The sequence below is a fragment of the Lysinibacillus sp. 1 U-2021 genome (genome assembly GCF_029916965.1).
Classification (GTDB): Bacteria; Bacillota; Bacilli; order Bacillales_A; family Planococcaceae; genus Lysinibacillus; species Lysinibacillus capsici.
On sequence record NZ_CP123966.1, the window covers coordinates 4,323,606 to 4,337,263 of the forward strand.

The 13,658-nt window shown below is 37.4% G+C and carries 14 protein-coding genes; 3 read left to right on the plus strand and 11 right to left on the minus strand.

What is annotated here, in order from left to right; translation table 11 throughout:
* Positions 1–54 precede the first annotated feature (54 nt).
* From QH639_RS23070 to QH639_RS23120, 11 genes are all read right to left on the minus strand, one after another.
* Complete coding sequence (locus tag QH639_RS23070) at positions 55–777, minus strand: gamma-glutamyl-gamma-aminobutyrate hydrolase family protein (protein ID WP_281115336.1); 723 nt, start codon at positions 775–777, stop codon at positions 55–57.
* 33 nt (positions 778–810) lie between these two features.
* Entirely contained in the window at positions 811–1,563 is a 753-nt protein-coding gene (locus QH639_RS23075; protein WP_131519509.1) for a prepilin peptidase, read from the minus strand.
* A gap of 66 nt (positions 1,564–1,629) precedes the next feature.
* Positions 1,630–2,322: a hypothetical protein gene (locus QH639_RS23080; RefSeq protein ID WP_131519508.1), complete on the minus strand. Its 693-nt coding sequence runs from the start codon at positions 2,320–2,322 to the stop codon at positions 1,630–1,632.
* Complete coding sequence (locus tag QH639_RS23085; RefSeq protein WP_281115337.1) at positions 2,319–2,912, minus strand: PilN domain-containing protein; 594 nt, start codon at positions 2,910–2,912, stop codon at positions 2,319–2,321. Before QH639_RS23085 ends, QH639_RS23080 begins: the two co-directional genes overlap by 4 nt.
* Positions 2,912–3,886, minus strand: coding sequence for a type IV pilus biogenesis protein PilM (gene pilM / locus QH639_RS23090; protein WP_131519506.1), 975 nt, complete (start codon positions 3,884–3,886; stop codon positions 2,912–2,914). Before pilM ends, QH639_RS23085 begins: the two co-directional genes overlap by 1 nt.
* A gap of 112 nt (positions 3,887–3,998) precedes the next feature.
* Positions 3,999–4,460, minus strand: coding sequence for a prepilin-type N-terminal cleavage/methylation domain-containing protein (locus tag QH639_RS23095; protein ID WP_131519505.1), 462 nt, complete (start codon positions 4,458–4,460; stop codon positions 3,999–4,001).
* A gap of 56 nt (positions 4,461–4,516) precedes the next feature.
* On the minus strand, positions 4,517–4,993 hold the full coding sequence (locus QH639_RS23100; protein WP_131519504.1) for a prepilin-type N-terminal cleavage/methylation domain-containing protein: 477 nt from the start codon (positions 4,991–4,993) through the stop codon (positions 4,517–4,519).
* Positions 4,994–5,118: 125 nt separating this feature from the next.
* Positions 5,119–6,324: a type II secretion system F family protein gene (locus QH639_RS23105; RefSeq protein WP_036080216.1), complete on the minus strand. Its 1,206-nt coding sequence runs from the start codon at positions 6,322–6,324 to the stop codon at positions 5,119–5,121.
* The gene (locus tag QH639_RS23110) at positions 6,321–7,367 is read right to left on the minus strand and encodes a type IV pilus twitching motility protein PilT (RefSeq protein ID WP_016991992.1); all 1,047 of its coding nucleotides are present in this window, start codon (positions 7,365–7,367) and stop codon (positions 6,321–6,323) included. Before QH639_RS23110 ends, QH639_RS23105 begins: the two co-directional genes overlap by 4 nt.
* 11 nt (positions 7,368–7,378) lie before the next feature.
* Entirely contained in the window at positions 7,379–9,049 is a 1,671-nt protein-coding gene (locus QH639_RS23115) for a GspE/PulE family protein (protein ID WP_369823970.1), read from the minus strand.
* Positions 9,050–9,066: 17 nt separating this feature from the next.
* Positions 9,067–10,395, minus strand: coding sequence for a G5 domain-containing protein (locus QH639_RS23120; protein ID WP_131519503.1), 1,329 nt, complete (start codon positions 10,393–10,395; stop codon positions 9,067–9,069).
* Positions 10,396–10,932: 537 nt separating this feature from the next.
* Between QH639_RS23120 and QH639_RS23125 the strand changes: the two genes are divergently transcribed.
* From QH639_RS23125 to QH639_RS23135, 3 genes are read left to right on the plus strand one after another with little or no spacing between them, the layout of a single operon-like run.
* Positions 10,933–11,397 (plus strand): type IV pilus modification PilV family protein, encoded by a 465-nt coding sequence (locus QH639_RS23125; RefSeq protein ID WP_131519502.1) that lies wholly within the window; start codon positions 10,933–10,935, stop codon positions 11,395–11,397.
* Between the two features lies 1 nt (position 11,398).
* Positions 11,399–11,848, plus strand: coding sequence for a PulJ/GspJ family protein (locus tag QH639_RS23130; protein ID WP_131519501.1), 450 nt, complete (start codon positions 11,399–11,401; stop codon positions 11,846–11,848).
* Positions 11,848–13,515 (plus strand): pilus assembly PilX N-terminal domain-containing protein, encoded by a 1,668-nt coding sequence (locus QH639_RS23135; protein WP_131519500.1) that lies wholly within the window; start codon positions 11,848–11,850, stop codon positions 13,513–13,515. The genes QH639_RS23130 and QH639_RS23135 overlap by 1 nt, the downstream gene beginning before the upstream one ends.
* Positions 13,516–13,658 lie beyond the last annotated feature (143 nt).

Below are 13,658 nucleotides of genomic sequence, written 5' to 3' on the forward strand. Positions count from 1 at the left end.
TTTTACGCAAAAAAAGAATCCATATACGATTGGATTCTTTGTATAATGCCCCTTCTAAGCTTCCTTCTTAAATTTTAAGCTCGCTTCAATAAAGGCTGAAAATAGCTTTTGAGCACTCTCATCTCCTGCTATGGCTAGTTCCTCAGGATGCCACTGAACAGCCAAGCAAAATGGCATCTCCTCATGAACTACCGCTTCGATAATACCGTCGCTGGATTTTGCTGCTACTTTTAATTTTTCTGCTAACACATTCACCGCTTGATGATGAAATGAATTCACTGCAATCTTCTCTTGTTCAACGATAGTCGCTAATAGATTGTCAGCAATAACCTGTACAGAATGGGTAGCTACAGCTCGACCTGATTGCTGCATATGTTGGAGTAACTTGGTACTAAAGTGATCACTATCAATATCCTGATATAAGGTACCACCTAATGCAACATTTAGTATTTGAATTCCTCGACAGATCCCGAAAATAGGCATCTTACGTTGGAATGCGGCTTCAATCAATGCTAACTCAATCGTATCTCGCGCTGGATGAATTTTTCCAAGCTTTAATGAAGGCTCAGCCCCGAATAGAAATGGGTGCACATCATGACCACCAGATAATAATAAACCGTCTGTAAGGGCTAAAATCTGGGCTGCCTCTTCTTCTACTCCAATTGGAATAATCAGTGGAATTCCACCTGCTTCAATGATGCTTTTACTGTAAGCAGCATTTAATTGAGAGGATAAATCATCCGCAACAAAGGCTGTAATACCAATAATCGGTTTCACTTGCTTCCCTCCAAATTCTTGAAAATTGCACAATTACCAAAAGCCTAGATACCAATTAATTAATACATCGCCATAGAAATAAACAATAACTGCGGCCAATGCAATAGATGGCCCAAACGGAATGGGTGTTTTTCTCCCCTGTTTGTTTTTCGATAACATGGTAATCCCGACAATCATACCAATCACTGCTGCTAAAAATAGCGTTAACAGTGTATCAATCGTACCCAGAACGAGACCAATTAAAAAGAATAATTTAATATCGCCTCCACCCATGCCACCGTTTGATAGCACAGCAATGATATATAATATGCCAAAACCAACCACAGCACCCACAAGAGAGTCCCACCACGGTGTTAATGGTGACAGCACTCGTCCAATAGCTAGCAAAGGTAAAAAGAATACTAACACCTTATCTGGAATTAGCATATAGGCCAAATCTGACACAACGATAATAACTAATAAGGAGATAAAAAGGAACGCTACTATCAATTCTATGCCCAAGCCTAGCTGCCAATAAGCAAAGGCAAATAATACACCTGTCATTAATTCTATGACTGGGTAAACCCAAGAAATTTTATTGCCACAACCCCGACATTTTCCTCCTAAAAATACATAAGACAAAACTGGTACTAAATCAAGCGCCGTTAGTCGTCTCTGGCATTTTGGACAATGTGAAGGAGGATGTACAATCGACTCCTTCTGTGGTACACGTAAGCCAACTACATTATAAAAAGAGCCAAAGACAAGTCCAAATAAAAAAATAAAGATCGTATAAGCCATTTCCAATTTTATGTCCTCCTAAACCAATAGGCGCCCATACAAATGAAGTATGGTGCGCCTATCAATAAAGTTTTATTGTTGTTCCTCGTAATAGAACGTCGTCACTTGCACTGTTGCCTTTAACGTAAGATCTGCATCTTTCTCAAGCTGTGCCTGCTCTCCTGGCAATTTAAATTCAATCTTATCGGTTTTCATGACACGCTCTAATTGTTCAACCTCCTGTAAAAAGCTTTCAAGAGAATTAAAATCAAGCGCACCCACCTCTAATATAAAAGTAATAAGCTTTAGATTAGTTGGTAAAGAGTCCTCCGAAAGAGATGCAATCGGTGTAGTACTCTCCTTGTTCTGCTGATCACCATTGACCTCTGCTTCAGCCTGCTCCAACATATTGAGATCATTCGATACATCAGAAGGTGTCACAGTGCCGTCTTCACCTTGAACCGTTAAAGACAGTATACGAGTTCCTGTCACCTCTTCAATCTCAGCTAAATCAAGAATAATCTTTTCAACGGCTCTTGTTGCAGGTAGCTTTTGTCTTAAGGCTAATATATTGATAGTAGGCTGTCCCTGCTCCTTGTCTAATTGTGCTAGTTGTTCTTTGACATTAGCTAATTCTTGCTGCACCTGCAATACATTACTCTCTTTTTCATTCACCTCATCCAATTTTGGTGACAGCAAATAATAATACAGCGCAAATAAAATAGCAGCTATCAACGCCAGTAACAAGATCATAGATGAATTTTTACTACTCGTTAATTTATTCATGAGCGTCGTCCTCCAGCTAAATACATAAAATCGATTGTTGCTGTGATGGACACTGAATATCGCGGTACTTCTTTAAATTTTTGTTGGGGTGTTAACGCCCTTTGTTCACCTAGCTCTATTTCAAAGTTTGAGACAGTGTTAATTTGAGCATCTGTAAAATAGCTACTCATTAAAAGTCGCTCCACATATTTCGATATATCTGTCATCGTTTCAAAATCCACTTCAATATTCACTGTGTTCTCTCCGAAAACGTAGCTACGTAAATAGGAATGAGTTGGTAATAAAGTTTTTGTTTCATCAATTAACGGTGTTACAGGATAAGAAACGCTTTGAATAAAAGTCACAGACTCTTCCAACGAACCCTGATCGACACTTTGTCGTGCGTCTAGCTCTTGCTGCAATTGATTAAGCTGTGTTGTTAATGCCTGTTCCTCTGCAGTCAATCGAGACAATTCACTTTTGGATGTAAAAAATAAAAAAAGGAAATAAGCTACAATAAGTCCCACAATGACAATCACCAAGCTATAAAAAAGCTTGGGAGAGGTTGTTCTTTTTTCAAGTTGTGGTAAGAGGTTTATATCTGGAACCATTAACGAACCTCCTTCAAAGCTAAGCCAAGCAACGTTGAAAATTCTCGCTTAAAGCGAGGAAACGATTTCTCAATTTTTTTCCCATCGACAACCCTCAGTGGTGGTTCTAAATTAGAAGCGAGTAAGTTCCCAATTGATTTCAATAGTGGGTTATCGCCAAGCATGATAATTTCATCCACTGTTTTTTCACCTTTATGTAAAGAAAACTTAAAGAAATTCATCATCCGATCAATCTCTAGAACCTGATCCATTACGACCATTTGATAATTCTCTGATTCGCCATTATAAATAAATTGATAGCTAAACTCATTCTCCTTCTTCCCCTGCCATTGCGTCATATCTACTTCAATGGTTTGATAGCGCAAAAACTCCACTTGGCCATTGGAAAAAATACTGATAGAGAGTTCATTAATCGACCATTCTGCTATTAAATATGTTTTATTAGGCATTAATAAGGACATGTGCTCTAATAAGCGTATATTACAAAGCGCACGAATATCGGCAGCTTCGGGTTCTAATGAAACATCTAACAGCATCCCTACTAGTTTCGTAATCTCTTCAGAAGGCGCAGCAAATAAGATAGCCTTGCCATCCTCGGCATCTGCATCATACACATCAATTAAAGGGTCCTGAAATGGTAAATGAATGGAATGTCCCAATTCCATCTCAGCATATCCTCTTAATTCCTGAGGCTTTACATCTTTAGGGTGCTCAAAGTTTTTTAATAGAACCGTCGTATCAGGGACAAACATGCGAACAGCCTGTTTTTTCCCTGTCCATTTCATTACTTGCTCTTTAATCACCTCAAAAAGAGCTACCTCGTCGATTATTGTCCCATTTTCAACGATTCCAGCTGCTAAAGGGTATTCATAGCCCTGCCACTGATTAGGCTCTGGTCCTTTCGCCACAATCGCACGTAGCACATAATCCTTCAGTTCAATCGAAACATGCGACTTTCTTTTTCTCTTAAACATGTGAAAAGACCCCCTTATCCTATTCAGTATAAATGATTTTTTCAATTAGTCATCCATTTCCCAGCCAGAAACGCAAATTTTCTTGCGCTTCTGAGTGGGTTGGGAGGACTGATTATTCCTTACCTTTTGTATCTTTATTATCTTCCGGTTTTTCCCCGCCAGCTTTTACCAATCTGTCATTAATCTCTTTTTCTGTTGCTTTATTATCTTTAACTTGAAATTCTGTTAACTTAATATCCTTTAATCTAGGGTACGTAACTTCCCAACCAGTTGTTGTATTTAATTCAACAACAGTACCAGCTAAATCTACACCATCTACATACGGTTTTAATGATTCATCATTACATTTATTTTCTTTACATGCCCCATCAATATAAGCAATTTTAGCACCTGCTAGAATATTTGATGCCTCCGCTAAAATTGCACGGTCCTTCGACTTATTAATAATATTACCAATTGCAGGTACAGCGATTGCTGCGATAATTGCTAGGATAACAATTACAGCTAATAGTTCAACTAATGTTAAACCTTTCTCATTTTTCAATAGTTTTTTATTTTTCCATTTTTTTAACATAATGAAATCCTCCTTAATAGTTTTATATGAAGTGTGTGTACACGCGCTTCTGAACATTATGGCGAAGCTGCACAATCTCGCCCAATACATTTGCCACCAGTTCCCTTGCTGCCCTTACGAATATCGTCTGCAATATGCTGTAAGGTGGCATTATCAAAATTAATATATTTGCCATTGCTGTAATAAATCGCATGTGCATTGAAATAGTAGGTGCCCTCGATAAATTGGACATTGGCATTCTGACCTTCTTTATCTGCCTCTAATATTTTGCCTGCACTGTCTAAATAACCATCAGATACTAATTTTCCCACTTCAACCATCTGCCATTGATCGGCGGTTGGATGCTCCATAAAATAGAACTGCGCGGCATGAATGACATTGATAGCATCTGCCTTTAATGCCTTATAACGTGAATTATCAATGACATTACTTATAGCTGGAATTGCAATGGCAGCAATGATAGCTAGAATAACAATGACTGCCAATAACTCGACTAATGTCAAGCCCTTTTCGTTCATTACCCTCATTTCCATGTCCAGTCTCTCCTTTAATACTTAACCATGAAGATACCTACTTGCCGCTTCCTTTTGTTAGCAAATCTAAGTAGATATTTCCCATTAAGCGGAACAAAAGGGCATCCATATCAATATTGTAAACATTACATATTTTCATATAGTTGGAACATTGGTAAGAATATAGCCGCAACGATCACTCCTACAACTAGAGCCAGTACCACAATCATTAAAGGCTCAATGAGTGACTTCATGGTATCGACAGCACGGTTTACTTCCTCTTCATAAAAATCAGCGATCTTTTCAAGCATGTAATCCAAGGAGCCTGTTTTCTCACCAATTGAGGTCATTTGTGTAACGAGTGGTGGAAATAGCCAGCTTTTTTCAAGTGGCTCTGATAATGTGCCACCCTTTTCTAAATTATCGCGCGCTTCCAGTACTACTTTCCCCATTACAGGATTACCACCAACCTTTTCGACAATCGTTAGGGCTTGTAAGATTGGTACGGAGCTGCTAAAGAGTGTTGACAAGGTTCTTGTCATTCTCGCGATAATATCCTTTTGCAAAAGCTGTCCAAAGATTGGCATACGCAGTAAAAATACATTGACGGCATAATGAAACTCTTTATTATTTTTATAGAAATAGTGTAGACCCACTACTAATACCAATAGCCCTAAAATCACAAGGTACCAAAACTGAATGAGCCAATCACTAATACCCACTACAATGACCGTTATTAACGGCATTTCCAAATTCATTTCCTTAAATGCATCCATAAAGGTTGGCACAATGAACACCATTAAAAACATACCAACCACTAGTGTTAAAAGCGATAAAATCGCTGGATAGGTCATCGCAGATTGAATTTTTTTCTTAATGTTGTATTGCTTCTCAAGTGTGCTTGCAAGACGATCTAATGTATCGTCGACATTCCCTGTAGCCTCACCAGCACGCATCATATTGACAAATAGCAATGGGAACACTTTGGGGTGTTTGCCTGCTGCATCTGAAAATGCCATACCATTTCGAATATCCTCTTCAACCTGCATTAATGCTCGCTTTAGTGGTTTACTCCGTGTTTGCTCACCCAAAATATGGGTTGCTTCAACGACAGGAACGCCCGCACGAATTAATGTCGCATATTGCCGACAATAAATAACAAATTCCTGGTGCTTCACTTTTGTCCCAAAAGCAATATCTTTATGTAAAATGCTATTTGATTCTTGAAGTTCTCTTGCATTAATTCCTTGTGCTCGAAGCTTTTCCATGGCCACCTTTTTATTCGGTGCCTCGATAATGCCCTTTTTAGGTGCTCCTGTTTTGGTACGACCACTATAACGAAATATCGTCAACTATAATCACCAGCGTTCATATATGGTCTTGCATCCTCTAGTGAAATCTTACCTGTCGTAATTAGGTGCTGCATCGAATATTCCAATGTGTGCATACCCAAAGCTTTACTTGTCTGCATCACACTTGGAATTTGGTGAATTTTTTCGTTACGAATTAAATTTGAAATAGCAGGTGCCTGTACTAAAATTTCTGTCGCAGCAATACGCCCTTTTACATCCTTACGTACAAATAAACGCTGAGAAACAATCCCTTGTAGTACATTCGCAAGCTGCACACGAATTTGACTCTGCTGATGCGGTGGAAATACATCGATAATACGGTCGATCGTCGTTGGTGCACTACTTGTATGCAGTGTAGCCATAACTAAATGCCCTGTTTCAGCAGCCGTAATAGCCGTTGAAATGGTTTCATAATCTCGCATCTCCCCAACTAAAATAATATCTGGATCCTGACGTAATGATGCACGTAAACCATTGGCAAAGCTCATTGTATCGACACCAATCTCCCGTTGATTGATGACAGACTTCTTATGTGTATGCAAATATTCAATTGGATCCTCTAACGTAATAATATGTTTAGATCTTGTTTCATTGATATGATCTATCATGGCTGCCAAGGTAGTTGATTTCCCTGAGCCTGTTGGGCCTGTCACTAATATTAAGCCTTGTGGTTTTTCTGCAAGCTTATATAACACCTGTGGCATATTGAGCGCTTCAATAGAAGGAATTTTAGCCTCAATTAAACGAGCTGCAATCGTTACTTCATTTCGTTGATGGTATGCATTGACACGGAATCGACATTTCCCAGGCAATGAAAAGTTAAAGTCCGTTTCTCCCTTGTCCTCAAATTCCTGTTGTTTATGGACAGGAAGAATGACCTTTACCATTTCCTTTAAATCCTCTGTTTCAAGTGGGACTGTGCCGTAATGCTCCAGTTGCCCATGGATACGATATACCGGTGGAATACCTTTCGTTAAATGAAGGTCAGATGCTTTTTCTTCAAATGCACGTGTTAATAATTCAACGATTGAATATGCTGTCATTTTTTTCACCCCTAGTCTGCACTTGCAACACGTAATATTTCTGATGTGGTTGTTTGGCCTGCTACAACCTTTTGTAATCCATCCACTAATAGGGTATGGTAGCCTTTTTCTTTCATATAATCACGGAGGACGCGATCACCAACACGATTTAAAATCATATCCTTTATTTGGCGATCAACAGGGAGGATTTCATGAATCGCCATCCGTCCTCTGTAGCCTGTTTGATTGCAGGCAGGACATCCACGCCCTTTTTTACCATGTGTTACGCCTTCCACCCCATTTTCCTCAAGTATTTCAAGCTCGCGAGAAGTGAATATATATGGTTCAGCACAATCACGACAAACTTTTCGTACAAGACGTTGCGCCATGATTCCTACCAGGGAAGAGGATAATAAAAATGGCTCGATCCCCATATCATGGAGCCGTGAGATAGATTCGATGGCACTATTAGTATGCAGTGTACTTAATACTAAATGGCCTGTTAGTGAAGCACGTATAGCAATTTGAGCTGTTTCAAGATCCCGAATTTCCCCTACCATTACAATGTCGGGGTCCTGTCGTAAAATCGATCGTAACCCTACCGCAAATGTTAAGCCGACTTCTTCTTTTACTTGAATCTGATTGATACCATCTAACTGATATTCCACTGGGTCCTCAACCGTAATAATATTGACGCCTTCTTCATTTAAATGAGAAAGTGCTGCATATAACGTAGAGGATTTCCCTGAGCCTGTTGGTCCAGTAATTAGCATCATACCGTTTGGATGGGCTATCATTTTCCTGAAAAGTGCTTCATTACTTGCACTAAAGCCTAATTTATCAATATCATTGGCTGAATTGGTTAAATCTAAAATACGCATAACTACCTTTTCACCATAAACTGTTGGTAGTGTCGCTAAACGGATATCGACAGGTCTAAAATTAACATTAGTTTTAATACGTCCATCCTGAGGAATACGATTTTCTGTAATATTTAAATTTCCCATAATTTTAATACGAGCCAACACGACATTTTGCATGTGCTTTGGCAAGGATCGCTCAGTACGTAGCACACCATCTACTCGATAGCGGACACGAAGCTCTGTTTCTTGTGGATCAAAATGGATATCGCTAGCGCGCTGTGCGACACCATTGGCAATAATTTGATTCACTAAACGAACAATAGGTGAATCCTCATTCTCTATTTCCTCTTGTGTTTCCGTACTTGTGGCAGCCAAATCCAACATGGCCGCATCCATTGATTCCTGTAAATCATAGTATTTTGTTATCGTCCGATATAAATCATCTTTTGCCGCAATACTTGTCTCGATTTGACAGCCTGTCGTCATACGAACTTCTTCAATGGCGAAATAATCCATTGGGTCTTCCATTGCAATAAATAATTTATTTTTTTCTTTGCGAATCGGCATAATATTTGTCCGCTTTGCCAGCTCTGCTGGAATTAGCTGTAATAATTCGGGACTAATAGAAAACTGATTCAGGCTGATATGAGGGATACCAAGCTGGAATTCTAAGACTTCAATAAGCTGCTGCTCTGTTAAGAAATTTTCTTTGATAAGGAAATCTCCAAGCTTCTCATTTTTCATCTTAGTCGTTAATGCGTACTCAAGCTGGTCAGCAGTAATAACACCTGATTCAACCAGTAAATCCCCTAAACGTTTACGCCCTGGCTTCATTGCCATAAACATACCTCCAATCGTTATGGACTTGTTTGTACAAAATTACCACCCTTATCATAGTAGCCATAGACAATTTCTGGTCCTTCTTGCTTTGTTTCCTCTGGTTTTGAAGGTTTCACATCAGGCAAGCCATTACCATCTAAATCCACTTCTAAATCAGGATCTGATGCAGCAGCCCCTACGTTCTGAGTAGGCGTTGTGTTAATAACAGGCTCCTGCGAAGAACGCGTAACAATTCGATTTTGAGGTGCATAATAATCTCTACTAATGAATTGTTCTTCTGTTGCTCCGTTCTCTACAATGGAACGATAAACTTCCACTCTTGAACCCTCTTTCCCCTCTTGCTCCACTCGTTCTTGTCCAGCCTTTAACTCCTCCGAATAGCGATAAATAATGCGTGGCTTTACAATTTTATCCTTGCTAACACGTACTGTAATGTCCTTGTCTTTCGCGGCTGCAAAAACTTCTATCTTTAATTGATTACCCTCTATAGATGCTTTCAGTTTACCGAGCTGCTCAGACCGATTAATAAATTGTAAGTCTTTTCCTAAAGCTGCATTGATATCTGCCTCAATTCCCTGTTGCAAATAGCTTGGATTTATTTCCTGAGAGTGTCTTTCTAAAATTTCGTAATCCGTTTGAAGAATAACACTATATAGCATTGATGCCACAAAATCTAAACCTGCATCATTGACAACCCCAGCCTGTTCATCTAAAAGTGTAAGCAACGAGATGGATTGATTTGGAACTAGATGGACATCATTTAATAACGGAATGATTTTTGCTACTCCTTGACTATTTGCTGGTAGCTCGGCAATCTGAAAGGCAATCCTTTCCCCGGTTTGCATGGAATCTTCATTGATAACGGCTTCAACCTTATGCTCCTTCAAATAGCTGGCCTGTAAGATTAGTTTCTGGAGTGTTTTATCTGTATCCCAAACACCTGCTTCATTTATTTGCTGCGTAATCGCTTCATTGACGGTAACAGGAATGGGAATATGAACTACTTTTTCTTTTTGCCAAAAAGCATACCAAGGCTTTTTTGTCAGCATTTCGTACTGAGCAATAGCTGCTGATAGATCAAAAACAAATTGTTTCGAGTCAATGGTTTTGGCTATACCCTCACTAACAATTTCCATTTCAGCATCTTGCCATTCTGAAATTGCATTTTGTAGCGTAGTTGCCAAATCTGCGGTTTTCACATCGTAGATCTCAATACCTCCAATGGTTGAAGATTCAGGACCTTCTTTAGCAAAAACTGTGTCATTTAGCACAAATGATGGAACAAAAAATCCCACAATTAGAACAATTACCAAAAACAAGCTAATTATTTTTATGTATATTTTCATCCACATCATCCTTTATTTAACTTAGTGGTTTTTCTATTTATATACAAATGATACTACAACTATGGTATTCTGGCACTACTAAAATGCAACTTTGTTCCGATTTTGACTAGATATTTCACATGAAAATTCAAAAATAATTCAACAATTAGTCACAAAGAACTATACATAACCTTAAATTCCTTTCGATACATAGTTTGAATTTGTTATAATAGCCTTAATCAACTATTATAATGCATTATATTTTGAACTTACTTACATAATAAGAAATTTTTATTTTATAATAAATTGAAGATAACTATATCTTTAGCATTAAAAATAATTATGATATTCAGGAGGTTTTACACACCTTATATGATATTTATTTTTATGAACACCAAATGATGAAAGATTTATTAGTCTTCAAACGGCTGAATAAAGCATTGCTCTGAGAAGTCCTCATTATATAGGTATGTGCAAAGAAATCAATAAAATAAAATTGGATACTCAAAACAGATCAAACTATTGATATATCAGTAGTTGTATAGGGAGGGAATTGATTTGATAAAACATCTTAAAAACAATCATGGCATGACGTTGATCGAAGTTGTTGCCGCCCTTTTAATAATAGGCATTGTGTTAATTTCATTTTTCGGCTTACTCGTTCAGTCAAATAAAACAACACATAAGTCAAATGATATTATGGATGCTACTTATGCGGCACAAAAAAAAATGGAGGAGATTTATAATTTGTCTAGCGGTGCTGATTCTTATGATGATTTAACAGGGGGCTATACATTGGATGAAGAAAGCACTAGAACGTCCTTGTCTTCTTTACCTACTAATCAAGTGTATAAATATCTACCACATGAAGAAGATCGTTATACTTACTATTTAACATTAGAAACATTTCCTGAAGATGACACTTATAAAAATGCGATTTATGTGCATCTAAAAGTTATTGAAAACAGCACAAACAGCACAGCCACTATGGAAAATGTGTATATACTAGGGGGGACAAAATAAAATGAAATGGCTTCGAAATAGCAAAGGTCTTACATTATTCGAAGTGCTTACAGTCGTTGTTATTCTTGCCATCGTATCCATGCTGAGTATTAGTATTGTAACATCTGCTACAAAGCAACAACTTGAGCAAAGTACACATAATCGTGATATTAAGGATATATCCTTTGCATTAAAAGTAATTACGCAGGATTTTCGGAAGAGTGATGACCTCGATTCAGAAAAAGATGAAACAACCGACCCTCCGACAGAACTACACACATTATTGTTAGGTGATGAAATTATATCAACTTATAGATTAGAAAATAATCAAATTATTCGAAATTCAAACGGCAAGGATGAAGTCATTGCATATAGAATATCATCATTTACGATCAGTGGAGGCGCTATTGAAATTATAAGTGAAGATGGTCAAACTGTTACAACAGATATTACTCAAAGGAGAGGAAATTAATGAGTAAACAAATTAAAAATCAACGAGGTTCAGCTCTTGCGCTTGCGTTATTTTTAGTTGTGATTATCTCAATCCTTGGTATTTCTTTACTCAGTGTCTCTTCAAACAGTCTAAAACAAGTAGACTATGAGCGAAAAGATCAGGCGGTTTTTTATATTGCTGAGGCGGGGGTTAATTTAGCTAAAGAGGAAGTAAAATTTAAATTAAGAAAAATTGAAGATGACGCAATTCAAGAAATGACGAGCTGGATTGCTGAACAAAATATTTATCGCAAAGCTAATAAATTACCAAAATTATCAAAGCAAATGGCAATGGAGCATTATGTAAATGAAGTTCTAAAAAAAGAATTTGATAAAGCAATTGATAATGGAGATTTTTCTGACACATCGTTTACTATCTCTCCAGGTAAAATAGCATCTGTTAATCTACAACCGACAAGTGTAGATTTTAAAGTCAAAATCATTTCATCTGGGACAATTGATTCTACTAGGGAGCGTGTAGTTGATCAAGAAATAAAACTTAGACCTTCCCTATATATTAAATTAGATGAGGATGATGAGGAGGAAGATGGCGACGAAATTGGTACTATACCTGGAGGTTGGGAAAATCATACCGTTCTGACATCTGGAGATATTGTATTTAATAGTAGTGGTGAAATTCATGGAGACACATCTTTAAGGTACGGGAATGTTATTTTTAATAACTATTCTGGAAAAATCCTTACTGAAGATGGTTCAATTGGTGGAAATATTAATATGGATAGTACAAAACAGTCCATTACAACTAAAAATCAACAACAAAAGAATGAGTGGCATTACCCTAAAGCCATATTACCACCACTTGCCATTGACCCAAAAAGCTTTTTACCGAATGATTATTGGAAAAGTACATCAGATAAAACAAATCAATTATCTGAGCTTTATCCATTACAAAAATATACGATAACCAAAAGTGGAAATAAAATAGATTTAGTGTCTAATGGTGTATTATCAACAAGAGAGGGGCAGCCATTCGCTTGGCTAAGAACTGATGTAACATTTAATTTAACAGAAGACACTCATTTAAAAGCTATTGAAATTTACAGTAATAGAACAATTACTATTAATGTAGATAAGGAAGTAAATTTATTAGTAGATGATTTTGATATGAATTATGGCACAATAAATGTCACAGGGAATGGGAAGTTGAATTTATATGTAAAAAAATTCACTGCTCTTAACTCTACTACTGGATTTAACGCAAATACAGCAGACCCTTCAAAAGTTAATTTCTATTACGTAGGCTCATCACAATTCACCTTAAATGGTTCGACACCATTTTATGCAACATTATTTAACCAAAGTGCTAATATGTCATTGGGTGGGAGCTCTAAAGTATATGGTAATATTATTTCTGGAGGAAGTAAAATCACTGTTTCTGGAAGTACACCTACTACAGGTCAATATGTTATTGCACCTAATGCTGAGTTAATTATAGATGGGAGCGCTTCTATTAGAGGTTCCGTTATAGCTGACTCTATAAATTTCACTGGTAATGGTAGAATTTACAAAGGTTCTAATTTACCTCCCCTGCCACCAGGTGTAGGGCCATCGGATGATTTCGAAGAATTACCTAACCCTGATGGTGGAAGATTACCTCTTGAAGAAGGCTCTATTATAGAAAGTTAATAACTACAAAGAAATAAACAATGCGAAACCTAATGATTTTCTAAACAAATGAAACAGCCAAGGAGAAATGCAACTCTCATTTGGCTGTTTTATCATCTTTCCTTTTAACATCGTTACAATAAAAGGTATACGCTTTGGTATTT

Coding starts and splice junctions, on each gene's coding strand:
- QH639_RS23080 (WP_131519508.1), bottom strand. CDS start 2,322: ATGAATAAATTAACGAGTAGTAAAAATTCATCTATGATCTTGTTACTG.
- QH639_RS23085 (WP_281115337.1), bottom strand. CDS start 2,912: ATGGTTCCAGATATAAACCTCTTACCACAACTTGAAAAAAGAACAACC.
- pilM (WP_131519506.1), bottom strand. CDS start 3,886: ATGTTTAAGAGAAAAAGAAAGTCGCATGTTTCGATTGAACTGAAGGAT.
- QH639_RS23095 (WP_131519505.1), bottom strand. CDS start 4,460: ATGTTAAAAAAATGGAAAAATAAAAAACTATTGAAAAATGAGAAAGGT.
- QH639_RS23100 (WP_131519504.1), bottom strand. CDS start 4,993: ATGGAAATGAGGGTAATGAACGAAAAGGGCTTGACATTAGTCGAGTTA.
- QH639_RS23110 (WP_016991992.1), bottom strand. CDS start 7,367: ATGACAGCATATTCAATCGTTGAATTATTAACACGTGCATTTGAAGAA.
- QH639_RS23115 (WP_369823970.1), bottom strand. CDS start 9,049: ATGGCAATGAAGCCAGGGCGTAAACGTTTAGGGGATTTACTGGTTGAA.
- QH639_RS23120 (WP_131519503.1), bottom strand. CDS start 10,395: ATGAAAATATACATAAAAATAATTAGCTTGTTTTTGGTAATTGTTCTA.
- QH639_RS23130 (WP_131519501.1), top strand. CDS start 11,399: ATGAAATGGCTTCGAAATAGCAAAGGTCTTACATTATTCGAAGTGCTT.
- QH639_RS23135 (WP_131519500.1), top strand. CDS start 11,848: ATGAGTAAACAAATTAAAAATCAACGAGGTTCAGCTCTTGCGCTTGCG.